Annotated in this window: 23 protein-coding genes; 13 read left to right on the forward strand and 10 right to left on the reverse strand. The window is 73.6% G+C overall.

What is annotated here, in order from left to right; genetic code table 11:
• Positions 1-80 precede the first annotated feature (80 nt).
• From ACZ4U4_RS24325 to ACZ4U4_RS24335, 3 genes are all read right to left on the reverse strand, one after another.
• On the reverse strand, positions 81-1,457 hold the full coding sequence (locus tag ACZ4U4_RS24325; protein WP_467878035.1) for a deoxyguanosinetriphosphate triphosphohydrolase: 1,377 nt from the start codon (positions 1,455-1,457) through the stop codon (positions 81-83).
• A complete protein-coding gene (locus ACZ4U4_RS24330; RefSeq protein WP_467878038.1) occupies positions 1,454-2,341 on the reverse strand; it encodes a sirohydrochlorin chelatase in 888 nt (295 codons plus the stop codon). The genes ACZ4U4_RS24325 and ACZ4U4_RS24330 overlap by 4 nt, the downstream gene beginning before the upstream one ends.
• Before the next feature lie 142 nt (positions 2,342-2,483).
• Positions 2,484-3,494: an adenosine deaminase gene (locus tag ACZ4U4_RS24335; protein WP_467878040.1), complete on the reverse strand. Its 1,011-nt coding sequence runs from the start codon at positions 3,492-3,494 to the stop codon at positions 2,484-2,486.
• A 196-nt stretch (positions 3,495-3,690) separates the two neighbouring features.
• Between ACZ4U4_RS24335 and ACZ4U4_RS24340 the strand changes: the two genes are divergently transcribed.
• Positions 3,691-4,371 (forward strand): SanA/YdcF family protein, encoded by a 681-nt coding sequence (locus ACZ4U4_RS24340; protein ID WP_467878042.1) that lies wholly within the window; start codon positions 3,691-3,693, stop codon positions 4,369-4,371.
• Between the two features lie 91 nt (positions 4,372-4,462).
• Here ACZ4U4_RS24340 and ACZ4U4_RS24345 read toward each other — a convergent pair whose 3' ends face one another.
• The gene (locus ACZ4U4_RS24345) at positions 4,463-5,503 is read right to left on the reverse strand and encodes a trypsin-like serine peptidase (protein WP_467878044.1); all 1,041 of its coding nucleotides are present in this window, start codon (positions 5,501-5,503) and stop codon (positions 4,463-4,465) included.
• A 1-nt stretch (position 5,504) separates the two neighbouring features.
• Positions 5,505-5,798, reverse strand: coding sequence for a divalent-cation tolerance protein CutA (gene cutA / locus ACZ4U4_RS24350; protein WP_467878341.1), 294 nt, complete (start codon positions 5,796-5,798; stop codon positions 5,505-5,507).
• A gap of 606 nt (positions 5,799-6,404) precedes the next feature.
• On the opposite strand from cutA, the gene ACZ4U4_RS24355 reads away from it, so the two are divergent.
• A complete protein-coding gene (locus ACZ4U4_RS24355) occupies positions 6,405-6,785 on the forward strand; it encodes a cupin domain-containing protein (RefSeq protein ID WP_467878046.1) in 381 nt (126 codons plus the stop codon).
• Positions 6,786-6,888: 103 nt separating this feature from the next.
• On the opposite strand, the gene ACZ4U4_RS24360 is transcribed toward ACZ4U4_RS24355, so the two are convergent.
• Positions 6,889-7,677 carry a sulfite exporter TauE/SafE family protein gene (locus ACZ4U4_RS24360; RefSeq protein WP_467878049.1) on the reverse strand — a complete coding sequence of 263 codons (789 nt, stop codon included), beginning with the start codon at positions 7,675-7,677 and terminating at the stop codon, positions 6,889-6,891.
• A 232-nt stretch (positions 7,678-7,909) separates the two neighbouring features.
• On the opposite strand from ACZ4U4_RS24360, the gene nirB reads away from it, so the two are divergent.
• From nirB to ACZ4U4_RS24415, 11 genes are all read left to right on the forward strand, one after another.
• Positions 7,910-10,537, forward strand: a complete 2,628-nt coding sequence (nirB, locus tag ACZ4U4_RS24365; protein ID WP_467878051.1) for a nitrite reductase large subunit NirB — start codon at positions 7,910-7,912, stop codon at positions 10,535-10,537.
• Entirely contained in the window at positions 10,534-10,962 is a 429-nt protein-coding gene (nirD, locus tag ACZ4U4_RS24370) for a nitrite reductase small subunit NirD (protein WP_467878052.1), read from the forward strand. The genes nirB and nirD overlap by 4 nt, the downstream gene beginning before the upstream one ends.
• Positions 10,963-11,065: 103 nt before the next feature.
• Positions 11,066-11,548 carry an SRPBCC family protein gene (locus ACZ4U4_RS24375; protein ID WP_467878055.1) on the forward strand — a complete coding sequence of 161 codons (483 nt, stop codon included), beginning with the start codon at positions 11,066-11,068 and terminating at the stop codon, positions 11,546-11,548.
• A gap of 178 nt (positions 11,549-11,726) precedes the next feature.
• On the forward strand, positions 11,727-12,677 hold the full coding sequence (locus ACZ4U4_RS24380; RefSeq protein WP_467878057.1) for an oxidoreductase: 951 nt from the start codon (positions 11,727-11,729) through the stop codon (positions 12,675-12,677).
• 211 nt (positions 12,678-12,888) lie between these two features.
• Complete coding sequence (locus ACZ4U4_RS24385) at positions 12,889-13,710, forward strand: putative protein N(5)-glutamine methyltransferase (protein ID WP_467878059.1); 822 nt, start codon at positions 12,889-12,891, stop codon at positions 13,708-13,710.
• Between the two features lie 224 nt (positions 13,711-13,934).
• Positions 13,935-15,203 carry an ABC transporter substrate-binding protein gene (locus ACZ4U4_RS24390; RefSeq protein WP_467878061.1) on the forward strand — a complete coding sequence of 423 codons (1,269 nt, stop codon included), beginning with the start codon at positions 13,935-13,937 and terminating at the stop codon, positions 15,201-15,203.
• Between the two features lie 107 nt (positions 15,204-15,310).
• Complete coding sequence (locus tag ACZ4U4_RS24395) at positions 15,311-16,189, forward strand: carbohydrate ABC transporter permease (RefSeq protein WP_467878344.1); 879 nt, start codon at positions 15,311-15,313, stop codon at positions 16,187-16,189.
• A gap of 6 nt (positions 16,190-16,195) precedes the next feature.
• A complete protein-coding gene (locus tag ACZ4U4_RS24400; RefSeq protein ID WP_467878063.1) occupies positions 16,196-17,032 on the forward strand; it encodes a carbohydrate ABC transporter permease in 837 nt (278 codons plus the stop codon).
• Positions 17,033-17,152: 120 nt separating this feature from the next.
• Positions 17,153-17,284: a hypothetical protein gene (locus ACZ4U4_RS24405; RefSeq protein WP_467878066.1), complete on the forward strand. Its 132-nt coding sequence runs from the start codon at positions 17,153-17,155 to the stop codon at positions 17,282-17,284.
• 139 nt (positions 17,285-17,423) lie between these two features.
• On the forward strand, positions 17,424-18,353 hold the full coding sequence (locus ACZ4U4_RS24410) for a TauD/TfdA dioxygenase family protein (RefSeq protein ID WP_467878068.1): 930 nt from the start codon (positions 17,424-17,426) through the stop codon (positions 18,351-18,353).
• 77 nt (positions 18,354-18,430) lie between these two features.
• Complete coding sequence (locus tag ACZ4U4_RS24415) at positions 18,431-19,111, forward strand: hypothetical protein (RefSeq protein ID WP_467878070.1); 681 nt, start codon at positions 18,431-18,433, stop codon at positions 19,109-19,111.
• Between the two features lie 7 nt (positions 19,112-19,118).
• On the opposite strand, the gene ACZ4U4_RS24420 is transcribed toward ACZ4U4_RS24415, so the two are convergent.
• From ACZ4U4_RS24420 to ppdK, 4 genes are all read right to left on the reverse strand, one after another.
• Positions 19,119-19,949 carry an ArsR/SmtB family transcription factor gene (locus ACZ4U4_RS24420; RefSeq protein WP_467878072.1) on the reverse strand — a complete coding sequence of 277 codons (831 nt, stop codon included), beginning with the start codon at positions 19,947-19,949 and terminating at the stop codon, positions 19,119-19,121.
• Positions 19,950-20,724: 775 nt separating this feature from the next.
• Positions 20,725-21,129, reverse strand: coding sequence for a hypothetical protein (locus ACZ4U4_RS24425; RefSeq protein WP_467878074.1), 405 nt, complete (start codon positions 21,127-21,129; stop codon positions 20,725-20,727).
• Entirely contained in the window at positions 21,126-21,713 is a 588-nt protein-coding gene (locus ACZ4U4_RS24430) for a hypothetical protein (protein ID WP_467878077.1), read from the reverse strand. The genes ACZ4U4_RS24425 and ACZ4U4_RS24430 overlap by 4 nt, the downstream gene beginning before the upstream one ends.
• Positions 21,714-22,328: 615 nt before the next feature.
• On the reverse strand, positions 22,329-25,109 hold the full coding sequence (gene ppdK / locus ACZ4U4_RS24435) for a pyruvate, phosphate dikinase (protein WP_467878346.1): 2,781 nt from the start codon (positions 25,107-25,109) through the stop codon (positions 22,329-22,331).
• Between the last annotated feature and the right edge of the window lie 258 nt (positions 25,110-25,367).

The following is a 25,367-nucleotide window of genomic DNA, read 5'->3' on the forward strand; positions in this document are numbered from 1 at the left end:
CGTCCGCGCGGTCCGAGCCTCCCGCACGGCGGGGACGGACGGAAGGGTACGGTCCGGTGCGGCGCGTCCCGGAGGCGCGGTCAGGACATTCCTGGCGCGCGGGTGAGGCGGGCGTGGAGATTGCGGGCCGAGGCGTCGGTGAGGGCGGCGATCTGGTCGATGACGACGCGCATCCGGGCGGTGTCGTCGCCCGTGGCCTCGGCGGTCTCGAAAAGTGACCGGAATTGCGGGTCGAGGCCGTCGGGGGCGCGGCGCAGCAGGGCCTCGGCGAGTTCGGTGAGGACGACGCGCTGGTCGGCGCGGAGCGCCTCCTGGTCGGGGCGCTGCATGACGTAGCGGTCGGCGACGGCCTTGAGGACGGCGCACTCCAGCCGGGTCTCCTCCGGGACGACCAGCGAGGCGCCGTACCGGGTGAGGCGGCCGGTGCCGTACGCGGCGCGGGTGGCGGTCTCGGCGGCGGTGCAGAAGCGGCCGATGAGCTGGCTGGTGGCGTCCTTGAGGCGGGCCTGGGCGAGGGCGGAGCCGTCGTAGCCGTGCGGCCACCACTCCTGGTCGAGGAGGCGGTCGAGGGCGGCGGCCAGTTCGGCGGGGTCGGCGCCGGGGGCGTAGCGGAGGGCGGCGACGGTGAAGATCTCGGCGCGTTCGGCGTCGGCGAGCAGGAGGTTGGGGTCGAGGTGACCGGCGTGCAGACCGTCCTCGACGTCGTGGACGGAGTAGGCGACGTCGTCGGACCAGTCCATGACCTGCGTCTCGAAGCTGCGGGCGGTGGCCGGGGCGCCCTGGCGGAACCATGCGAAGACCGGCAGGTCGTCCTCGTAGACGCCGAACTTGGGCGAGGCAGGGTCGGTGGGGTGGCCGCCGCGGGGCCAGGGGTATTTGGTGGCGGCGTCCAGGGCGGCGCGGGTGAGGTTGAGGCCGACGCTGACGGGGGTGCCGTCGGTGGTGGTGCGGAAGCGTTTGGGCTCCAGGCGGGCGAGGAGGCGGAGCGACTGGGCGTTGCCCTCGAAGCCGCCGCACCCGGCCGCGACCTCGTTGAGCGCCTGTTCGCCGTTGTGGCCGAAGGGCGGGTGGCCGAGGTCGTGCGCCAGACAGGCGGTCTCGACGAGGTCGGGGTCGCAGCCGAGGGCGGCGCCCAGTTCGCGGCCGACCTGGGCGCACTCCAGGGAGTGGGTGAGGCGGGTGCGGGGGCTGGCGTCCCAGAGGTGGGTGCGGGTGCCGGGCGTGACGACCTGCGTCTTTCCGGCGAGACGGCGCAGGGCGGCGGAGTGCAGGACCCGCGCCCGGTCCCGCTGGAAGGCGGTGCGGCCGGGGCGTTTGTCCGGCTCGGCGACCCAGCGTTCGGCGTCGGCCGGGGCGTAGCCGTCGGTGGCGGACGGCGCGTGGCCGCCCGGGTGCGCCCCGGTGGTCTCCGCGTCGCCGGTGCCGTTACGGCCGGTGTGTGCAGGAATGCCCGTCATACGGCGACGGTAGCCGCCCCGGCGGAACCATGTGCGAAACCGTCGCCCAGGACGGCATTCCGGCTGGTGAGGGGCTCCGTCTCCGATGGCGGGTGCCGCACCGCTTCGTCGTAGCGGTGCAGCAGGAGGCGGGCCAGGGCCGGGTGGTCGCCCAAGGGGGCGGCGGCGGTGTCCGGGGCGTCGGCGGCGCACCGGGCGGCGAACCGTCCCGGGGCGGTGAAGCACCCGGCGACGGCGATCCGGCGGTGCCCCCGGGCGGCGAGGTCCCGGACCGCCGCGGTGACGGTGGGGGCGGCGGCGGAGGCGTACCCGGGGACGACGGGGAGGCCGCCGAGCCGGGCCGACAGGAGCGCGGCGACGGCCTCGGTGTCGGCGGCGGAGCGCGGGGCGCGGGAGCCGGCGGCGGCGAGGACGACGGCGGTGTGGGCGGGGCGCCCGGGCACGGCGTACCGGGTGAAGCCGGCTTCGGTCAGGCGGCCGTGGAGCGCCTCGGCGAGCAGCGGGTGCGGGCCCAGGGGCGCGGCGATCCGGCCGTCCAGGTGCGGGGCGGCGGCGAGGGCCGCGGGCAGGTCGTGGGTGACGTGGTGGCCGTGGCCGAAGAGCAGCGGGACGAGGACGGCGCCGCCGTGCAGCCCGGTGAGGGTGTCGGCGAGCAGCGGCCGGTCGAGCCCGAGGTGGCCCAGGCGGACCGGCAGCCCGGGGCGGAGCGCCCGCACCCGCGCCAGCAGCGCGCGGACGGCGGGCAGGGCGCGCGGATCGCGGCTCCCGTGGGCGACGGCGACGAGCGCGGGCCCGCCCCGGCCCGGCCGCCCGCCGCCGGGGCCCGCCCCGTACGGGGCGGGGCCGGGCGGGCGGAGCGGGGTGCGGGAGCGGGACGCCGTCATGGGGCGAGGGTCCCGAGCGGGCGTTTCCGGGGTGTTTCCCGGTGGGGAACGCGCGGTAACCGGGAGCGCCGCGGGCCGGGAGGGGGCGTGAGAGGGCGGGGCCGCGGGCCCGGTCCGCGGGTCGGCGGCCGGGCCCGGGACGCTACCCCTGGTGCGCGTCGACCTCCTGGAGGTACTTCTCCCGGGTCGCCTCGTCCAGGAAGGCGGCGCGGAAGGAGTTGCGGGCCAGGGTGCGCAGGGTCGCGTCGTCCAGGTGGAGGGCGTCGCGGACGGCGGTGAAGTTGTCGTCGGCGTAGCCGCCGAAGTAGGCAGGGTCGTCGGAGTTGACGGTCACCAGCAGTCCGGCGTCGAGCATGGCGGGCAGCGGGTGGTCGGCGAGGTCGTCGATGACGCGCAGCCGGACGTTGGAGAGCGGGCAGACCGTCAGCGGCATCTGCTCGGCGGCGAGACGGGCCACCAGCCGCTCGTCCTCCATGCTGCGCACACCGTGGTCGACGCGGTCCACGCCGAGGATGTCCAGCGCCTCCCAGACGTACGCGGGCGGGCCCTCCTCACCGGCGTGCGCGACGCACTTGAGCCCGGCCTCGCGGGCCAGTTCGTAGACCTCGCGGAACTTCGACGGCGGGTGGCCGACCTCGGCGGAGTCGAGGCCCACGGCGGTGATGCGGTCGAGGTGCGGGCGGGCCGCCTCGAAGGTGGTGAGGGCCGATTCGGCGCTCTCGTCACGGAGGAAGCACATGATCAGGCGGGTGGTGATGCCGTGGCGCTCGGGAGCGGCGTCGAGCGCGCGGGCCAGGCCGTTGATCACGGTGGCGAGGGAGACGCCGCGGGCGGTGTGGGCCTGCGGGTCGAAGAAGATCTCGGCGTGCCGGACGCCCTGCGCGCGGGCGCGGGTGAGGTAGTCGTCGGCGAGGTCGTGGAAGTCGTCCTCGGTGCGCAGCACGGCCATCAGCGCGTAGTAGAGGTTCAGGAACGACTGGAGGTCGCTGAAGGAGTAGGCGCTGCGCAGCTCCTCGCGGGTGGCGTACGGCAGGGTGACGCCGTTCCGCTCGGCGAGGGTGAAGGCCAGTTCGGGCTCCAGGGTGCCCTCGATGTGCAGATGCAGTTCGGCCTTGGGGAGCGGGGCGGGGGCGGTGGGCGAGGAGGAGGGCACGGTCACACCTGTTCTGCGGTACGGATCGGTGGTCGGTCGGCGGATCGGCCCAGGTTAACCGCGGGGCGGGACGTGGTGAGCGGTGGGCCGGGGCGGCCGTCGTCTCCGGGCGGGGCCGCTGCAACCGTGCCGGGGCGGGGTGCGTCGCTGCCGGTGACGTGGGCCGGTGCCGGCCCCGGGGAGCGGAGGAGTCGGGATGCGGGGGCCGAGTGGGTGGAGGGCGTGGCGGTTGCCGCGGACCCGGCGGGGGCAACGGCGCGGCTACCAGGTCGTGGTGGCGCTGACGGTCCTGGCGCTCGCTCCGGCGACCTGGCTGAACGTCTCGGCGGGGCCGCGGGTGCGGGCGCTCGACGAGGTGCCGCGCGCCCCCGTGGCGGTGGTGTTCGGGGCGGGCCTGTGGGACGGCGAACCGTCGCCCTATCTGGCGGACCGGCTGGACGCGGCCGTCCGGCTCTACCGGCGCGGCACCGTCCGGGCGGTCCTGGTCACCGGTGACCACGGGCGGACCGACTACGACGAGCCGGACGCGATGCGCCGCTATCTGGTGCAGCGCGGCGTTCCGGGGCGGCGGATCGTCGGGGACCACGCCGGGTTCGACACCTGGGACTCGTGCAGCCGGGCGCACCGGATCTTCGGCGTACGGCGGGCCGTCCTGGTGAGCCAGGGCTTCCACATCCGGCGGGCGCTGGCGCTGTGCACCGCCGCCGGGATCGACGCGTACGGCGTGGGCGTGGCCGCCCCGCACGATGTGACCTGGGTGTACGGCGGGGTACGGGAGATCGCCGCGGCGGGCAAGGCGGCGGCCGACGCGGCCCTGCGGCCCGATCCGCGGTTCCTGGGGCCGCACGAGCCGGGGCTGACGGCGGCGTTGAAGTAAGCGCCGGGGCGGGCCCGGAGCGCCCCGGGGCACGCGGCCGGGCGGCCGCCCCGGGGGCGGACACGCAGCCGGGTGCCCCGGGGCCGCGGGGTCAGCCGCTGATCGCCCGGAGGTAGAGGCCGAGGATCTCCGCGCCGTAGTAGGGGCTGTAGGAGGTGCGGTCGGCGTGGGGGCCGTCGGGGCCGCCGCCGTTGAGGCCGCCGATGTTGCCGATGACGCGGCCGGTCCTGGTGCGCTCGTCGAAGTGGGTCAGCCAGGGGCTGCCCGAGGTGCCGCCGTGGAACCCGTTGCACTGCATCTGCAGTTGGCGGTATCCGTCGAGCCGCTTGGTGCCGGTCTCGCAGCGGATGGCGCGGTCCTTGGGGTCGTTGCGGACGCTGGGGTAGCCGATGACGGTGACGTCGTTGGTGTAACCGGGGGTCGGGGTGAGGGTGTTGCCCCCGGTGAGCGATTCGATGGGACGGCCGCGCCGGTCGGGGGCGACGGTGGCGAACGCGAAGTCCAGGTCGGAGGCGGAGCCGGTGGTGCCGTGCCCGGGGTACAGGAACGACTTGGTGATCGCCCACACCCCGTACGGCTGGGTGGTCGCCCCGGAGCGGTACCTGGGGACGAACGCGGCGCGCGTACCGGGGTTGCAGTGGCCCGCGGTGAGCAGGAGGTTGCGGCGCGGGCTGCTGACGACGCTCGCGGTGCAGTAGTGGGCGTGGGCGTCCTTGTCGACGGAGAAGAGGACGCCGACGGACGGGATGCCGTTGAAGTGCCGGGCGGTGGGCACGGACGCCGCGGCCGGGGTGGTGGTCGAGGTCAGCGCCGTCGGGCGGCCCGGCGCATCGCCGTGGGGCATCGCCGCGGCCATCTTGGCGGGCGTCCAGAAGTCGGCGGCCGCCTCGGCCGTCCAGGAGGCGGCGGCGGAGGTGATGCTGATCTTGGGCTTCGGGCCGTCGCCGGTGGCGGACGGGGTGGGGGTGGCGGCCCCGGGGGCGCCGGGTGCCGCGTGGCCCCGGGGGCGGTCGTCGGGGGCGGTTCCGGCCTGGCTGACGGTGGCGGTGGTCAGCCAGGCGGTCAGGCCGAGGCCGGCGCCGAGGGCGGCCGCCACGGCCTTCCCGCGGTGCTTCCTGCCGTGTCGTCGCATGTCAGCGGGTCTCCTCAGCGATCCAGTCCAGATAGTCCGCCGCGCCGCGCACCACGGGCGTCGCGATGATCTCGGGGGTGTCGTAGTCGTGCACCGCCCGGATGTGGGCCCCCAGCGCGTCGTAGCGGTCCTCGGTGGTCTTGAAGAGCACCTGCACCTCGCGGCTGGTCTCCACGGCGCCCGCCCAGCGGTAGACGGCGGTCACCGGGGCGCTGACCTGCGCGCACGCCGCCACCCGCGCCTCGATCGCCCCGCGCGCCAGCTCCTGCGCCTTCGCCTCGTCGTCGGTGGTCATCAGCACGGTCAGACAGCGGGCCGGCCCCTCGGCGGGTGCCGGGGTCTCGTACGGGTCGGTCACGGGTGCGCACCTTTGCGGGTCGGGCGGGCCGGGGTGATTCCCGGTCGGAACGGTTCAGGGCGGGACGATCCCCGGGCGGGGAGGCCCAGTTGATCTCCGGACGGCATGGTACGGACGCGGACGATCACCGGGGACGGAACGGGGGCACGGGCGAGGCGGGTGGCCGTGCCCGCCTGCCCCGGCCGTCGCGGGAGGGCGCGGGGCGTGCGGCCCGGTGCGGGCGCCGCCCGGGAGCGCGTGAGGCCGGGCCGGGCGCCGGGGCGCGTCCGGGCCCCTCCGGGGCGCCCCGTACGGGTCCGGTCGCAGCTGGGCCCGACCCGGTCGCGGCTCCCCCGCCCGGCCCGCCTGCGTCATCCTCCGGCCCGGCTTGCGCACGGCGTACCAGCGGCCACGATGGAACGGGAGGGACGGCACACGGCCCGCCCCGCGGGGCGCGACAGAGCCCGGTGCATCCGGCAGGCGGCCCGGCGGAGCGAGCGGCGGGACGGCCGGGCGCACCGGTGGTCGGCAGGCCGGCGGGCGGCGGAAAGGGCAGGGCACGGCATGGACAGCGACGTCAACGACCTCAAGGCCCTCGTCCGCGATCGGCTCGACGACGCCCGCGCCTCGGCGCACGGCCGCAGCGCCCATCTGTTCCTGCACGACGGGCCGCTGCGGCAGACCGTGATCGCGCTGCTGGCCGGCTGCGCGCTGGAGGAGCACAACGCACCGCCCGCGGCCAGCCTGGAGGTGCTGCACGGCCGGGTCCGGCTCACCGCCCCGGGCGGCAACCGCGAACTGGTCGCCGGGCAGATCGTCCGCATCCCCCAGGAACGCCATGCGCTGCACGCCGTCGAGGACTCCGCGGTGCTGCTCACCGCCGTCACCGCCGTACCGGAGACGCCCCGTACCGCCCCGGCGGGCTCGGCCACGGCCCAGGGGTGACGCGCCGGAGGTGACCGGGGCCAGGGCGTGTCCGCACAGTCCCGCCTGGCTTGCGACGCCCTCCGGGCGGACGGCGGGACTTCACGGACACGCCCTAGGCGGCTCAGGCCCCGTACCACTGGTCGTACGCCAGCTTGCACAGGAGGGCGACGACCACGACCACCAGGACGCCGCGGACGAATCCGGTGCCCCGCTTGAGCGCCATCCGGGCGCCCAGCGTGCCGCCGGCGAGGTTGAACAGGGCGAGGGTCGCGCCGAGTTGCCACAGGATGGCGCCCTGGAAGGCGAAGACGCCGAGCGCGCCCACGTTGGTGCAGACGTTGACGATCTTGGCGGTGGCGGAGGCGGCCACCAGGTCCATGCGGAGCACGGCGGAGAGCGCGACGATCAGGAACGCGCCGGTGCCGGGCCCGATCAGCCCGTCGTAGAAGCCGATGCCGAGGCCCGCCACGAGGATCGCCGCCGCCATCCGGCGCCGGGTGACCGGGCCGGACGGGGCGGGCGCGGTGCCGAAGGACGGGCGGAGGAGGACGAAGGCGAGCACGCCGAGGAGGATCACCATGATCAGCGGCCGGAGTACCGCGCTGTTGATCCCGGCGGCGAAGAAGGCGCCGCCGAGCGATCCGGCGAGGGCGGCGAGCCCGATCCGCAGCGCCGTCCGCAGGTCGACCGGGGTCTTGCGGCCGTAGGTCACGGCGGCGGCGGTGGTGCCGACGACGGCGGCGGACTTGTTGGTGGCCAGGACCTGGACGACGGGTGTGTGCGGCAGGCCGACCAGCAGCGCGGGGAGCAGCAGCAGCCCGCCGCCGCCCACCACGGCATCGATCCAGCCCGCGGCGAGCGCCGCCAGGCAGAGCAGGGACAGGACGGTGAGGGATATGTCAGCGGGCACCGGGTGATCTTACGGACGCCGGGTCCTGCCCCCGCGGCCCCGGCCACCGCCCGTAGGGGGCCGCCCCTCACACCTCCGTGCCCCACCCGCTGAGTGCAGCGTTCCGTCCGGGAAACAGGCAGGACCCCTGCGGGTAACAGCGGCGGCGGACGCTGAACGCCGCCCGTTCCGTTCCGCCGTCGCCCGACGCCCGACTCCCCGTTCCCCGCTCCCCCGTGATGGAGGCACCGCTATGGCCGCAGCCACCGCCCGCCCTTCTGCCGCAGCGCCTCCGGCGCACCGCCCGACCCTCGTGCTCATCGGGCACGGCATGGTCGGCCAGCGGTTCCTGGAGGAGTTGGCGGAGCGGGGCGTCACCGGGCGGACCCGGGTCGTGGTGCTGGCCGAGGAGCCCCGCCCCGCGTACGACCGCGTCCAGCTGACCTCGTACTTCGCCGGTCGCAGCGCCGAGGACCTCACCCTGACCGACCCGGAGTTCCTCGCCCGGCACGCCATCGAGCTGCACCTGGACGACCCGGCGACCGCCGTCGACCGCCGGGCCCGCACCGTCACCACCCGCTCCGGCCGCACCGTCCGCTACGACACGCTGGTGCTGGCCACCGGCTCGTACCCGTTCGTCCCGCCGGTCCCCGGGCGGGAGAGCGCCGGGTGCTTCGTCTACCGCACCGTCGAGGATCTGCTCGCCATCGAGGAGCACGCGGGCGGTGCGCGCACCGGTGCGGTGATCGGCGGCGGGCTGCTGGGCCTGGAGGCGGCCGGTGCGCTCAAGGGGCTCGGGCTGCGCACCCACATCGTGGAGTTCGGGCCCCGGCTGATGTCCCTCCAGGTGGACGAGGGCGGCGGGCGGGCGCTGCGCCGCACCGTCGAGGGGCAGGGGCTGCACGTCCACACCGGGGTCGCCGGGAAGGAGATCGTCGCCGACGCCTCCGGGGCGGTCGGCGCACTGGAGCTGTCGGACGGCAGCCGGATACCGGCGGACCTCGTGGTGTTCTCGGCGGGCGTGCGGCCGCGCGACCAACTGGCGCGCGACTGCGGGCTGCCCGTGGGCGAGCGCGGCGGGATCGTCGTCGACACCCGCTGCCGCACCGCCGACCCGGCGGTCTACGCGATCGGCGAGTGCGCGCAGACCGCCGACGGTCTGGTGTACGGCCTGGTGGCGCCCGGGTACGAGATGGCCCGCACCGCGGCGGCGGCGATAGCCGGGCGGGACGCACCGGAGTTCACCGGGGCGGACCGGTCCACCAAGCTGAAGCTGCTCGGCGTGGACGTGGCGTCGTTCGGCGATGCGCACGGCACCACGGAGGGCAGCTTGGACATCGTCTACGCGGACGCCCGCGCCGGGATCTACAAGAAGCTGGTGGTGGGCGCCGGCGGGGAGTTGCTGGGCGGGGTGCTGGTCGGCGACGCCGAGGCGTACGGCACGCTGCGGCCGCTGACCGGGTCGGTGCCCCCGGTGGCGCCCGAGGAGCTGGTGGTGCCCACCGGGACGGGCGCCGCGACGCTCGGCCCGGGGGCGCTGCCCGACGACGCGGTGCTGTGCAGCTGCCACAACGTCACCAAGGGCACCGTCCGCGCGGCCGTCACCACGCACGGCTGCACCTCCGTCCCCGAGGTGAAGGGCTGCACCAGGGCCGGTACCGGGTGCGGCAGTTGTGTGCGGACCCTGACCGCCGTCGTCCACGACGAACTCGCCGCGACCGGCACCGTCGTCGACCCCGGTCTCTGCGGCTGCTTCCCGCACACCCGCGCGGAGCTGTACGAGATCGTCCGGACGCTGCGGCTGCCGTCGTACGCCGCGCTGCTGGAGTCGTACGGGCGACCGGAGGCGCGGGGCGGTGAGGGGTGCGAGATCTGCAAGCCGGTGATCGGTTCGGTCATCGCGTCGCTGGCGCCCTCGGTCGGCGCCGACGGGTACGTCCTCGACGGCGAGCAGGCGGCGCTCCAGGACACCAACGACCACCATCTGGCCAACCTCCAGCGCAACGGCTCGTACTCGGTCGTGCCGCGGATCCCCGGCGGCGAGATCACCCCGGAGAAGCTGATCGTCATCGGGGAGGTGGCCCGCGAGTTCGGGCTCTACACGAAGATCACCGGCGGGCAGCGGATCGATCTGCTGGGCGCCCGCGTCGAGCAGCTGCCGCGGATCTGGGCGCGGCTGGTGGCCGCCGGTTTCGAGTCGGGGCACGCGTACGGCAAGGCGCTGCGGACGGTGAAGTCCTGTGTGGGGCGGACCTGGTGCCGCTACGGCGTGCAGGACTCCGTACGGATGGCGATCGCGCTGGAGCTGCGCTACCGGGGGCTGCGCGCGCCGCACAAGCTGAAATCGGCGGTCTCCGGGTGCGCCCGCGAGTGCGCCGAGGCGCGCGGCAAGGACTTCGGCGTCATCGCCACCGCGGGCGGCTGGAACCTCTACGTGGGCGGCAACGGCGGCGCCACGCCCCGCCACGCCGATCTGCTGGCGCAGGACCTGTCCGACGCCGAACTGGTGCGGCTCATCGACCGGTTCCTGATGTTCTACATCCGCACCGCCGACCGCCTGGAGCGCACCGCGGCGTGGCTGGAGCGGATCGAGGGCGGGCTCGACCACGTACGGGACGTGGTGGTGCACGACTCCCTGGGGCTCTGCGCGGAGCTGGAGTCCCTGATGGCGGCGCATGTCGCCCACTACCAGGACGAGTGGGCGCTCACCCTCGCCGACCCGGAGCGGCTGGCCCGCTTCGCCTCCTTCGTCAACGCGCCGGGCGTACCGGACCCGTCGGTCCGCTTCATGCCCGAACGCGACCAGATCAAGCCCGACCTGCCCCTGCTGACCGGACCTGACCTGCCCGTACGCACACTGGAAGGGACCTTGACCCGATGATCTCCACGGATGCCGCGACCGCCACGGACACGTCACCGACCGGGGCGCGTACGGGGTACGCCCCCGGCGTGCGGCCCGCCCCGGGCGCCCCGGGCGCCGTCGTCGAGGTGTACGGGCCCGGCGGCTGGTGCCCGGTCTGCGCGCTCGCCGCGCTCACCCCCGGGCGCGGGGTCGCCGCGCTGCTGCCCGACGGCGGCCAGGCGGCGCTCTTCCGGGACCGGACGGGCAGGGTGTACGCGATCGGCAACCGCGACCCGTTCACCGGCGCCCAGGTCCTCTCGCGCGGGCTGACCGGTTCGGCGGCGGGCCGCCCGTACGTCGCCTCACCGCTGCTCAAGCAGCGTTTCGACCTGGCCGGCGGGGCCTGTCTGGACGATCCGGAGGTGGCGGTGCCGGTGTATCCGGTGCGGGTCCGGGAGCCGTAGCGGCGCCCGGTGCGCGGCCCCTTCGCGCTGCGCGTCCCCGGGGCGCGTGCCACGCTGGCAGGGCTCGGTCGAACGGTCGCGCCCGCGTCGTGGGAGGCCGCTCATGGACAGGAACGACCCCGCGGACACGGGCGCCGCGGACCGGGACCGCATCGAGCGGGAGATCACCGTCGCGGCGCCCGTGGAGCGCGTCTGGGCGGTGCTCACCGAGCCGGAGCACGTCGGCTCCTGGTTCGGCCAGGGCGCACCGGTCCCGGTCGATCTGCGGCCCGGCGGCGTCATGCACCTCGACCACGGGCCCTACGGGCAGTTCCCGGTCGTCTTCGTCACCGTCGAACCGCCGCACCGCCTCTCCTACCGCTGGGCGAGCGGCCACCCCGGCGAGGTGGCGACCGAGGACAACGCCACCCTGGTGGAGTTCACCCTCACGCCCGAGGGCGGGGGCACCCGGCTGCGGGTCACCGAGTCCGGGTTCGCCGCCCTGCCCGCCCCGGGGAGCGCGGGCGCCACGTACGAGAGCCATGCGGAGGGCTGGAGCGGGCAGGTCGAGAACATCCGGCGGTACACGGAGCGGCTCCCGGGCTGACGGACGGCGGCGGCGCCGCGGGCGGACACGGCGGGCTCCGGCCGCCCGGGGCCGCCACACGCCACACGACGGCGGCCCCACCCGAAGCACCCGGGCGCCCCGGGAACGCCCCCTGCGCCCGTCCGTTCCCGTGCGCCCCGGGCGTACGCTGATGCGCGTCCCCGACGGAGGAGGCGCCGTGCCCCGGTGGAACCCCAGCCACATCCCCGACCAGACGGGCCGCTGTGCCGTCGTCACCGGCGCCAACAGCGGCATCGGCTTCGCCACCGCGCGGGAACTCGCCCGCCGCGGCGCCCGGGTGGTGCTGGCCTGCCGCAACGTGGCGCGCGGCGAGGCGGCCCTCGCCGAGCTGCGGCGCGAGGTGCCCGCCGCCGAGGCGGAGTTCCGCCGCCTGGACCTGGCCGATCTCGCCTCCGTACGCGACTTCGCCGCCGGGCTCGACAGCTTCGACGCCGTCCGGCTCGATCTGCTCATCAACAACGCGGGCGTGATGGCGCTGCCCCGCGGCACCACCGCCGACGGCTTCGAGCGGCAGTTCGGCGTCAACCACCTGGGCCACTTCGCCCTCACCGGCCTCCTGCTCCCCCGGCTGCTGGCCACCCCCGGGGCCCGCGTCGTCACCGTCTCCAGCTTTCTCCACGCCCTCGGCGGCATCGACCCGGACGACCTCAACGCCACGCGCTCCTACAGCCGTTGGCGGGCCTACGCGCGCTCCAAGAGCGCCAACCTCCTCTTCGTCCACGAGCTGGCGCGGCGGCTGGCGGCGATCGGCTCCCCGGTGGTCGCGGCCGCCGCGCACCCCGGGTACGCCGCCACCAACCTGCAGACCACGGCGCCCCGGATGGAGGGCCGCCGGTCCGCGGAGCGCCTGATGGAGCTGGGCAACCGCCTCATCGGGCAGTGCCCGGAGGGCGGCGCGCTGCCCGTCCTGTGCGCCGCGACCGCCCCGCACATGAAGCCGGACACCTTCGTCGGCCCCCGCGCCCTGCTCCGCGGCGCCCCGGCCCCCTCGCCCCGCGCCCCCTGGGCCCGCGACGACGCGGCCGCCGCCCGCCTCTGGGAGGCGTCGGAGGAACTGACCGGGGTGCACTACGACTTCACGGTCGGCGGCGGCCCGAAAAAGGTCTGAGCCCGGCCCCGTACCGTCCCGGACCGGCACCCGGCGCGCGGATGCCCGGCGCGCGCCCCCGCGGTAGAGTGACGGCGCATTCGCAGTGGACGAGAGAAGGAGGTGGGACCCATCACCGCTGTACCCGGTGGGTGCTCTCGCCCCGACAACGCGCGGTTCACCAGGCAGAGGTGACCGGAGAGCGCCCTTTTCGGCACTCCGAAAGGCCCTCATGCCCGTGCGTCACCCCGCTGCCCCCTCCTCCGACTCCTCCGCACCGCCCTCCTCCCCCGGTCTCGTCGCGCGGCTGCGCGCCGCCGGGTGCGTCTTCGCCGAGGACGAGGCGGAGCTGCTCCTCGCCACCGCCCGCACCCCCGCCGAACTCGCCGCCATGGCCGGGCGCCGGATAGCCGGTCTGCCCCTCGAACACGTCCTGGGCTGGGCCGGGTTCTGCGGCCACCGGATGCGCGTCGGGCCGGGCGTCTTCGTCCCCCGGCGGCGCAGCGAATTCCTCGTCCACGAAGCCGCCCGGCACACCCGCCCCGGCGCCGTCGTCGTCGACCTGTGCTGCGGTTCGGGCGCGCTGGGCGCGGCGCTCGCCGCCTGCGCCGGGCCGGTCGCACTGCACGCCGCCGACATCGATCCGGCGGCGGTGCGCTGCGCCCGCGCCAACGTCGCCGCGGCGGGCGGCCGCGTCCACGAGGGCGACCTCTTCGCCCCGCTCCCCCGGGAGCTGTGCGGCCGGATCGATGTGCTGCTGGCCAACGTCCCGTACGTGCCGACCCAGGAGGTGGGTCTGCTGCCGCCGGAGGCGCGGGACCACGAGCCGCGGATGGCGCTGGACGGCGGCGCCGACGGCCTCGACGTGCTGCGCCGGGTCGCCGAGTCGGCCGCGCGGTGGCTCGCGCCCGGCGGCGTGGTGCTGAGCGAGACCAGCGAACGCCAGGCCCCGGCTGCCCTCCGCACCCTGACCGGCAACGGACTGCACGCCCGTACCGAAAGCTGCGCGGAGCGGGCCGCCACCGTCGTCCTCGGCACCCGGCCCGCCACGTAGCGCCCGCCGCCCCCGGGGCGCGACGGGGCGCGCGACACCCCCGCCGCACCCCCGGAAGCGCGCTCCGGGGCGCCCCGGACGGGCCGTCGCCTCCCGGTTCACCGGATGGATTCGTCCGGTTGCCATGCGACTGTCACACCCGTACGGCACAGTGGTCGGGCACCATTCGGTGATCGCCGATCACCGTCGGCAGGCGACGGACAGCGGACGCAGGGGGCGAGGCCATGACGGACACCGGCACGGGCATCGGCAGACGGGGGTTGCTGGCCGCCACCGGAGGGCTGGCGGCCACCGGACTGCTGGCCGCCTGCGGCTCCAACACCGGGCGGGGTGGCGGTGGTTCAGGCCCCGGGATCAGCCAGTGGTACCACCAGTACGGCGAGCCGGGCGTCGAACGGGCCGTCAAGCGCTACGCCGACACCTACAAGAAGGCGCGCGTCACCGTGCAGTGGCGGCCCGGCGACTACGACCGGCAGACCGCCGCGGCGCTGCTGACCGACTCCGGTCCTGACGTCTTCGAGGTCAACGGGCCGACGCTGGACCAGATCCGCGGCGGTCAGGTCGTCGATCTGACCGCCGAGGTCGAACCGGTCAAGGACGACTTCAACCAGGCGGTGCTGGCCCCCAAGATCTGGCAGGACCGGATCTGGGGCATCCCGCAGACCGTCGACACCCAGCTGCTCTACTACCGCAAGAGCCTCCTGAAGGACGCCGGGGTCGAACCGCCGCGCACCCTGGACGCGCTGGTGGACGCCGCGCGGAAGCTGACGACGGCGAAGACCAAGGGCCTGTTCCTCGGGAACGACGGCGGGGCGGGCGTCCTCGGCGGCACCCCGCTCTTCGCCGCCGGTCTCGGCCTGGTCACCGACGACGGCAAGGTCGGCTTCGACGACCCGGCGGCCGCCCGCACCCTCGGCAAGATCCGCCGCCTGTACGCCGACAAGTCGCTGCTGCTGGGCGCGCCCACGGACTGGTCCGACCCGGCGGCGTTCCTCCAGGAGCTGACCGCGATGCAGTGGTCGGGCCTGTGGGCGCTGCCGCAGATCCAGCAGACCTTCGGTGACGACTTCGGCGTCCTGCCGTTCCCGGCGGACGGCCCGCACGGCGCACCGGCCGTCCCGGTCGGCGCCTACGCCTCGGCGGTCAGCGCGCGCAGCGCCCGTAAGGCGGAGGCCAAGGCGTTCGCGTCCTGGCTGTGGATCGAACGCACCGACCTCCAGCAGGACTTCGCGCTGTCGTACGGCTTCCACATCCCGGCCCGGACATCGCTGGCGAAGAAGGCGGCCCGGCTGCGGACCGGCGCCGCCGCGGACGCCGTGCGGTACGCCACCGACCACGGCCACGCCGAACCGCTGCGCTGGACGACGGCGTCGCACACCGCCTACCAGGACGCGCTGAGCCACATCATCAAGGACGGTGCCTCCCCGGAGACCGAGCTGCGGACCGTGGTGCGCAAGGTCGACGCCGAGCTGGCCCGGGTCAGGAAGAGGTGACCGCGCGGACGGCGGAGGCGCCCCCGGACGGGCAGGGGGCGCGCGGCGCCGCGGAGCGCGAACGGCGCACGCCCGGCCCGGGGTTCTTCGGCCCGCAGCGGCGCTCCCTGTGGTTCTGGATCTTCGTCGGCCCGTTCGCGCTGGGCCTGGCGCTGTTCACGTACGTCCCGCTGGCGTGGAGCGTCTACCTCAGCTTCTTCGACGCGCACAACACCGTCACCCCCACCGACTTCGTGGGGCTCGGCAACTACACGTCGATGCTGACGGACGGCGCGTTCCTCTCCAGCCTCGGCACCTTCGCGCTGTTCACCCTCTTCATCGTGCCCGCGACGTACGCGCTGTCGCTGGCGCTGGCCGTGATGGTCAACCGGCTGCGCTTCGCCCAGGCGTTCTTCCGGTCGGTGTTCTTCCTGCCGACGGCGTGCAGTTACGTGGTGGCGGCGCTGATCTGGAAGCTGTCGCTCTTCAGCGGGGTGCGCTTCGGGCTGGCCAACACCGTGCTGGGGTGGTTCGGCGCAGATCAGACGGCGTGGCTGTCGACCACCCATCCGCCCTGGTACTGGCTGGTCATCGTGACCGTCCGGCTCTGGCTCCAGGCCGGCTTCTACATGATCCTCTTCCTCGCCGGGCTCCAGCGGATCTCCCCGCAGCTCTACGAGGCGGCGGCGGTGGACGGCGCACGGCCCGGCTGGCAGACGTTCCGCCACATCACCTTCCCGCAGCTGCGGGCCACCTCCGTGGCCGTGGTGCTGCTGCTGGTGATCAACGCGTTCCAGGCGTTCGACGAGTTCTACAACCTGCTCAGCGACGCCCGCGGCTATCCGCCGTACGCCCGGCCGCCGCTGGTCTACCTCTACTACACGGCTCTCGGGCGGGAGCAGAACCTCGGCCTCGGCAGCGCGGGCGCGGTGATCCTCGCACTGATCATCGCGGTGGCGACGGTCGCCCAGGCCCGCTGGCTCGGCCTCGGCCGCAAGGAGGACTGACCACCGATGCACCACGCCTGGATCCGGGTGGGCCGCGCACTGCGCCTGACCCTGCTGTGCGCCCTGGCGCTGCTCTTCCTCGTCCCCTTCTACCTGCTGATCCGCAACGGCCTGGCCACCGAGGCGGACATCACCGCCCCGGACTGGACGTTCTTCCCGCACCACCTCCGGTGGTCCAACCTCACCGAGGTCTTCACCGACCCGAACCTCCCGCTGGGCCGCGCGCTGCTCAACTCCACGCTGATCGCGGTCGCCACGACGCTCGGCACGGTGCTGCTGGCCTCCCTCGCCGGGTACGGGCTCGCCCGCATCCCGTACCGCGGCGCGGGCGTCGTCTTCTCCGCGATCCTCGGCACGCTGATGGTCCCGGCGGCCGTCACCTTCGTACCGAGCTTCGTGCTGGTCTCGTCGCTGGGCTGGATCTCCACGCTGCGCGGTCTGGTGATCCCGACACTGTTCAGCGCGTTCGCCTGTTTCATCTTCCGGCAGTACTTCCTCGGCTTCCCCCGGGAGCTGGAGGACGCGGCGCGCGTCGACGGCCTCGGGTACTGGCGGACGTACTGGCGCATCGTCGTCCCCAACTCCCGCCCGGTGTTCGCCGCCGTCTCCACCATCGTCTTCATCGGCGCCTGGAACGCCTTCCTGTGGCCGCTGGTCATCGGCCAGGACCAGGAGGCGTGGACGGTCCAGGTGGCCCTGTCGACCTTCACCACCGCCCAGAACCTCAACCTCCACGAACTCTTCGTCGCCGCCGCGGTCTCCATCGCCCCGCTGGTCGTGGTCTTCCTGCTGCTCCAGCGGTACATCGTGGCGGGGGTCGAACGCTCGGGGATCGACGACTGAGCCCGGCGCCGGCCCGGGAGCCCCGGCCGGGCCGCGTCCCCGGGCGCCGTTCCGCCGCCCGGCCCCGCCCGCTCCGGTCGTCCCGCATCGTTCCGGGACGACCGGGGTACGCTCCCCGGCATGTGCCCGCAGCCGACCGCCCGTGAGCCGCACCCCCGCGGCCGCCACGGCGGCTGCGCGCCCCGCGGCCTGAGCTTCCTGCGCCGCCGCGGCCGGGTGGGCTCGCCCCCCGGCATCCGCTGTACGGCCTGATCCCGGCCGCCGTACGCCGGGCGGGCCCCGCGCCGCCGCGCCCCTGATCCGCCGCCTGCCGGGCGGCCGTCGAAGCCGCCGGCCCGCGCCCGCCGTACCGCGCCCCGTCACACCCGTTTCCGCTCCCCAGGAGGTCCCGTTGACGGCCATCGCCGATTCCGCCCTGCGCCCGCACCGCATCCCCGCCGACGGGCTGTACGAGGGCGAGCGCGTCCTGCGCCGCACCCCCGACGGCTGGCAGGACCGGCCCTACGACCTCTTCGGCGTCCACCCGCTGGGCCGCACCCTCGGCGCCGAGATCCACGGGCTCGACCTGTCCCGCCCACTGAGCCCTGCCCTGCGCGCCGAGCTCAACCGGGCGCTGCTCGAATGGAAGGTGCTGTTCTTCCGGGACCAGCATCTGACCACCGCCGCCCAGCGCGCGTTCGCCGCCCACTGGGGCGAGCTGGAGACCAATCCGCTGCTGGCGTCCGGCGGCGCCGCGGATGTGGTGCGCTTCGACAAGTCGGCCGGCGCCGCCCCGACGTTCGAGAACGTCTGGCACACCGATGTCACCTTCCGCGCCCGCCCCGCCATGGGCGCGGTGCTGCAACTGCGGGAGGTGCCCCCGTCGGGCGGCGACACCCTGTGGGCCGACATGGCCGCCGCGTACGACAACCTTCCGCCGGAGATCAAGGAACGCATCGAGGGCGCCCGCGCCGTCCACGACTACCTCCCCGGCTTCGCCCGCTTCTTCCCGCCCGCCCACCTCGCGCCTCTCCAGCAGACGTTCCCGCCGGTGGAGCACCCGGTGGTGCGCCGCCACCCCGAGACCGGCCGCCGGATGCTCTTCGTCAACGCCTCCTTCACCACCCGCATCACCGGCTTCACCGAGGAGGAGAGCGACCGGGTGCTGCGGCTGCTCTTCCAGCAGGCCCATGTCCCGGAGTTCCAGGTGCGGTTCAGCTGGCGCCCCGGCGACATCGCCTTCTGGGACAACCGCGCCACCCAGCACTACGCCGTCGCCGACTACGCCCCGCACCGCCGCGTCGCCGAACGCGTCGCCATCGCGGGCGACCGGCCGTACTGAGCCCTCCGCGCGGCGGCCCCGGGCGGCGCGCGCTACGTTGACCGTCCCCTCCACAGCACACCGCACGAGGAGCATCCATGACCGACCCCGGCGCGCCGGTCGGCGGCCCCGCCCTGCCTCCGCCGCCGCCCCCGCTTCCGCCGCAGGCGCGGACCACGGGCGGCCCGGTGCCGCACAGCGCGGACGAGGCACTGGAGATCGGCCGGAGCCACTTCCCGCCGGTCGGCGCGCCCGGGGGCCCCAGCGGCCTGTTCGTCCACGAATTCGCCGAGGGCTATCTCGTCCACGCGGGTTGGCCGCCCCCGGAGGGCCCGGGCGCCCCGCCGGCGCAGCCCGGCGGCAGCCACGTCGTCCTCGCCAAGGAGACCGGCGAGCTGACCTTCCTGCCCCACTTCCCCCTGCCGGAAGCCGTCGCGCTGTACCGCCGCCTCCGCGCCGAACGGCCGGCCGGCCTTCCGCCCACCGGCACCCCGCCGATCACCCGTGAGGACGCGCTCGCTCTCGTCCGTGACCGTCATGCGGAGCCCAGACTGCCCGACGGTACGGCGGTCCCGTTGGCGGTGCAGGAGTTCGACATCGGTTACCTCGTCCACCCCGTTTTTCCGCAGACCTCGCGGAGGGATGCCGCGGGGAACCCGCTTCCCGCGCCGCCCGGCGGGACGAAGGTCATCGTCTCCAAGGCGACCGGGGAATCCGTCACCGTGCCCAACCTCCCCGCCGAAAGCGCCATCGCGCTCTACCGGGAGATGCACGGATAGCCCGGGCTCACCCCACCCCGCCCTCCCCCGCCTGACCGCCCCGCAGCAGCGCCGCCCCCAGCGGGGTCAGGGTGTGCAGGACCGCGTTGCCGCGGCGGAGGGTGAAGAGGAGTCCGGCCTCGCGGAGCACCGTGGCGTGCTGGCTGGCGGAGGCGAGGGAAACGTCGGCGCGGCGGGCCAGTTCGGTGGTGGTGCAGCCGGCGCCGATGCCGCGGAGGATCGCGGAGCGGGTGTGCCCGACGAGGCGCCCCAGCGAGCGGCCGGGCGCCGGTACGGCGGTGACGCGCGGGACGGGGTGGTCGACGGGGTAGACCAGCACCGGTGTGAGGTCCGGGTTGTGGAAGGTGACCGGCGTGCGGCGGCAGAAGTAGGACGGCATCAGGAGGAGGCCGCGTCCCCCCAGATGGAGGTCGCGGTCGACGGGGTACTCGACCTCCAGGACCGGGGCGCGCCAGCGCAGCGTCGAGGGGAGGGTGGCGAGCAGCCGGTCGGCGCCGCCGTCGAGCAGGGCCCGGCCGCGGGCGGCGCGGTCGGCCTCCGTCCGGGCCTGGAGCCGCGGCCAGTAGGGGGCGACGGCCGCCGCGTGGTAGCGGTGGAGGGCGCCGACGAGATGGCCGAGCTGGCGGGTGTCGCCGTCGGCCATGGCCCGTATCCAGGTGGGCAGGGCGCGGGTGCGGGCGAGCCCGGCGAGTTCGGTGTGGACGCGGGCGGGCGGGGTCTCGCGGAGCGCGGACAGGGCTTCGTCGACGCCGAGTTGCCCCTCGGGCGGGGTGAGGAAATCCGGGAAATAGCCGCGGGTGGGCACCAGCGGCGCCAGTAGCCGCGTTTCGCCGTTCAACTTTTCCCGGGTTTCCACCCGCCATTTCCCGAAGGCCGGGCCGTCCCGCCGGTCACGGAGTCGGTGAAAACTTAAAATGGTTTCCCACAGCGCATCGGGACGCGCCGCTATCCGCACCCGGGCCAGATCGGGTCCACTGAAATGGACGCGTAACACCGATCCCCACCCCTGGTTACCTTCGACGACCCCGGCCCACGCCTGAGTATGCACGCCGATACGTGCGGTCACCATGGCCTTTTGGCCAGAGTTGAAAAGGGTCGCGCACAGGGGTGGACACGAGGAATGCTGTACTCAATTCAACGCCGATGTACGCGGCCCGGATTGCTCGATCCCGTGGGGGGTGACGGGCATGGAACCAGCCGCGCCACATCGCGTTGAAAGCCGCCCCCACGCCGACATGGGAGGCGGCGGCTCCCGAGGGGGGAGTTCGGAAAAGGCGAGGGCGGCACCTCCGCACGGGTGCCGCCCTTGCCCATATGACCTGCGACGATGCCCCCGACTGGGTGGCCGGAAGGGCACCCGGCCCAGCCTTCGGCCGGCGCGCCGTCGCCTCGTACACACTGGCTGAGGCGACGTCGTACCGGACCGGCACGCGCGGGCGGGGTGGACTGCCGTGGCCGGTCCGTACCGGAACCGCGGCCGACCGGCCGGCCGCCGCTGCGCCACGCCGTTCGCGCGACGGGGCGGTGGCGGACACCGCTCCTCGCGGGAGCGTCCGCGCCACTCCTCGCGCGGCGCCCACACTCCGCCCCGCACGAGGAACGGGCAGAACCGCCTACGAAACGGGCGGGTCCCACCAGGTGAACTGGACCACCGTGTCGTTCCAGTCCTTGTCGAGGGAGTCCTCGCCCACCACCATGCTGACGTTGAAGAGGCCCAGCTTTTGCCCGAGCGGCATGGTCTGGTGATTGTTCCACTTGCCGTTCAGCCAGTACTGCGGGGTGACCTTGACCAGGTAGCGTGTGCTGCGGGCGGAAACCCAGCGGATTCCGCAGGAATTGAGGCCCGATCCGCTCATGGGTTTGTTGTCCTCGCCCACCCCCGTAACCGTCCAGGTGTCGAACGGATTACTTGCACCCTCTTCGCGGAATTCAAGGAGGGCGCGCTGGGAGTAGCCGGCGTTCGTGAAGGACCGGACTTCCACCGCGCGCTTCGGAGGGATCTCCACGCTCTGACTCATGCCGCCCCTCCGATGGCAGAGACCCGGATTTCGAAGGGGGAGAACTTCCCCTGCGTCTTGTCGAAGTACTCCGGGTTCAAAGAGACCTGCACCCGGGCGGCGTGGGTGCTCTGCGCCTCGGCCTCCCGGACCTCCACCCGGCCCCACCGGACACCCCGCACATATGCGGTGACGAGGTAGTTCGTGTCGGGGAAACTGTTCTTCAGCGGGACCTCCACGTTGAAGTAGGGCCATTCGCCGCCGATGGGAATTCCGCCGTCACCGATGTCGTCCCAGGTCTTGCACTCCTTGAGCGACCGTTGCACGGCGAACTTACCGCCGCCCGGGTCCCCCTTCTCGCCCTTCTCACCTTTCTCGCCGCGCTCCCCTCTTTCGCCTTTCTCGCCGCGGTCCCCCTTGTCGCCCTTGGGGCCACGCTCGCCGGTGTCACCGCGCAGGCCCGTGGGGCCCGGGTCGCCCTTCTCCCCCTTGTCACCCTTATCGCCCTTGGGGCCACGGTCGCCCTTCGGTCCGGGCGGCCCGGGATCTCCCTTGTCCCCGGGGTCTCCCTTGTCACCCTTTTGGCACTCCTGAAGCGCACTCACCTACTCGGGCACAACCTCACCTCACACCTCTCCGAAATCGCGTGCAGGAATGTCACTGGAGAGTGAAGTTGAGTCTCCGATGCCCGGCAACAGAAGCGGGTGAACGGGTTAGCGGGCACGGCCGGGAGCGGTAACCTCAACCGCCGTTGGAGCCAAGGGAAATGAAAAGGACTCAGGCGTAGCCCGGTACCCCTTTCACGCAACTTCGCGGAGGGAGGGAAAACCCCCGATCGGCGCGGAGATGCGCACCGATTTCCCCCTGTGGAGGTGTCCCGTTGCCGCAGTCGGGTGGCACGTCCGCGCATAAGGGTCCAGGGGTTTTTCTGCTGTGACGGATCGGCAGCAGCAGTATGGTTCGGCCGGTCGGATCTCCGGCGCGCCGAGATCCGATCAGGCTTACGGATTCCGCGTATTCCGCCGAAAGGCTTTCGCGGACGCACCGCGTCGCTGCGGCTCCGTAGGCGCCCGCACGGCGAAAACCGAGGGCGGCACCTCCGCACAGGTGCCGCCCTCGTCGGTCCGGAGCCCCGGCGGCGGTGAGGGTGGTGGTGCCGGCCGGTGTTCCGGTGGGAGTACGGGTGCCGGACGTGTGAGGGCACGGCCGGCACCCGTGGTTCAGCGGCTGTCGCTCCCCTTGGCCTCGGCGGCGGCGCGGCCGGCCTCCAGGCGGGCGACCGGGATGCGGAACGGCGAGCAGGAGACGTAGTCGAGTCCGGCCTCGTGGAAGAAGTGCACGGACTCCGGGTCGCCGCCGTGCTCACCGCAGACGCCGAGCTTCAGGTCGGGGCGGGTGGCCCGGCCTGCCGCGGCGGCGTTGCGGACCAGCGAGCCGACGCCGTCCTTGTCGATCGTCTCGAAGGGGCTGACGCCGAAGATGCCCTTCTCCAGGTACGCGGTGAAGAAGCTGGCCTCGACGTCGTCGCGGGAGAAGCCCCAGACCGTCTGCGTGAGGTCGTTCGTGCCGAAGGAGAAGAAGTCGGCGGATTCGGCGATCTGACCGGCAGTGAGGGCGGCGCGGGGCAGTTCGATCATGGTGCCGAGGGTGAGCTTGAGGCTGACGCCGTGGGCCTTCTCGACCTCGGCGATGACCTGCTCGGCCTCGTCGCGGACGATCTCCAGCTCCTGGACGGTGCCGACCAGCGGAATCATGATCTCCGCACGCGGGTCGCCCTTGGCCTCCTTGCGCTCGGCCGCGGCCTCCGCGATGGCGCGGACCTGCATGGCGAACAGTCCCGGGATGACCAGGCCGAGGCGGACACCGCGCAGCCCCAGCATCGGGTTCTGCTCGTGCAGCTTGTGGACGGCCTGGAGGAGGCGGAGGTCGTTCTCGTTGGCGTCCTTGCGGGCCTCGGCGAGCGCGACGCGGACCGACAGCTCGGTGATGTCGGGCAGGAACTCGTGGAGCGGCGGGTCCAGCAGCCGGACGGTGACCGGCAGACCGTCCATCGACTCGAACAGCTCGATGAAGTCGGCCTTCTGGAGCGGCAGCAGCTGTTCCAGGGCGGTGTCCCGGTCGGCGTCGGTGTCGGCGAGGATCAGCCGCTCGACCATCTCGCGGCGCTCACCGAGGAACATGTGCTCGGTGCGGCACAGGCCGATGCCCTGGGCGCCGAACCGGCGGGCGCGCGCGGCGTCCTCGGCGTTGTCGGCGTTGGCCCGGACCCGCAGCCGACGGACCCGGTCCGCGTACGCCATGATCCGGTGGACGGCCTTGACCAGCTCGTCGGCGTCGTCGGCGCCGGCGTGCATCCGGCCCTCGAAGTACTCGACGACCGGGGACGGGACGACGGGCACCTCACCGACGTAGACCTTGCCGGTCGAGCCGTCGATGGAGACGGTGTCGCCCTCCTCGACGACCACGCCGTCCTGCGTCGTCATCCGGCGGCGCTTGGTGTCGACCTCCAGCTCCTCGGCGCCGCAGACGCAGGTCTTGCCCATGCCGCGGGCGACGACGGCGGCGTGCGAGGTCTTGCCGCCGCGGGAGGTGAGGATGCCCTCGGCGGCGATCATGCCGTTGAGGTCGTCGGGGTTGGTCTCGCGGCGGATGAGGATGACCTTCTCACCCGAGCGGGACCACTTGACCGCGGTGTACGAGTCGAAGACGGCCTTGCCGACGGCGGCACCGGGCGAGGCGGCGATGCCGCGGCCGATGGTGTCGGCCTTGGCGCCCAGGTCGAAGCGGGGGAACATCAGCTGCGCCAGCTGCGCGCCGTTGACCCGCTGGAGGGCCTCGGCCTCGTCGATGAGTCCCTGGTCGACGAGTTGAGTGGCGATGCGGAAGGCGGCACCGGCGGTGCGCTTGCCGACGCGGGTCTGGAGCATCCAGAGCTTGCCGCGCTCGATGGTGAACTCGATGTCGCACAGGTCCTTGTAGTGCGTTTCGAGCGTCTCCATGATCTGCATCAGCTGGTCGTACGACGCCTTGTCGATCTGCTCCAGGTCCGCGAGCGGGACCGTGTTGCGGATACCGGCGACGACGTCCTCGCCCTGCGCGTTCTGGAGGTAGTCGCCGTAGACGCCCTGGTGGCCGCTGGCCGGGTCGCGGGTGAAGGCGACGCCGGTGCCGGAGTCCGGGCCGAGGTTGCCGAAGACCATCGAGCAGACGTTGACGGCGGTGCCGAGGTCGCCGGGGATGCGCTCCTGGCGGCGGTAGAGCTTGGCCCGGTCGGTGTTCCACGAGTCGAAGACCGCGCGGACGGCGAGGTCCATCTGCTCGCGCGGGTCCTGCGGGAAGTCCCGGCCGGTCTCCTTGGCGACGATGCCCTTGAACTGCTCGACCAGCGTCTTGAGGTCGCCCGCGTCGAGGTCCACGTCGACGGTGACGCCCTTGGCGTGCTTCGCCTCCTCCAGCGCCTCCTCGAAGAGGTCGCCGTCGACGTCCAGCACGGTCTTGCCGAACATCTGGATGAGGCGGCGGTAGGAGTCCCACGCGAACCGCTCGGAGCCGGCCTGCTGCGCCAGACCGCCGACCGAGGCGTCGGAGAGGCCGATGTTGAGGACGGTGTCCATCATGCCGGGCATGGAGAACTTCGCACCCGAACGCACCGATACGAGCAGGGGGTTGTCGGCCTGGCCGAGCTTCTTGCCCATCTGCCGCTCAAGGGCATCCAGGTGCTGCGAAACCTCGGCACGGAGTGCCGCGGGCTCCTCCCCGCTCTCCAGGTAGACCTTGCAGGCTTCGGTGGTGATGGTGAAGCCGGGAGGGACCGGGAGACCGAGGTTCGTCATCTCGGCGAGGTTGGCGCCCTTACCACCGAGCAGGTCCTTGAGGTCCTTGTTGCCCTCGGTGAAGTCGTACACGAACTTCGCGGACGCAGGCTTGGTTACGTGGGGATTCTGTGTTTCCGACACGGGACTGGACTCCTCGCGGATGGCTGCCCTGACGGCGAGGAACATACCCAGATCGAAGGCATCTGGGTACGTCCACTTGGTCGACATGCGTACGCAACCCCCTGTCCGCCACCGGATCGAAAGGAATATCTCCTTGAACGGTGAATACATAGCTTGAATGGATGCATGCGGAGTGTTGCGGGATTGCCGATCATTCTCACTCTGCGCCCGTTCATCCGTGCAGGTAATGAACATCAACGACGTGGCACCCAGTGCCAGCATTGGAGAGGTGGACCCCTCCACGAATTGCTCATCTGAGCGCAG

Source organism: Streptomyces sp. NPDC029159, assembly GCF_055564055.1.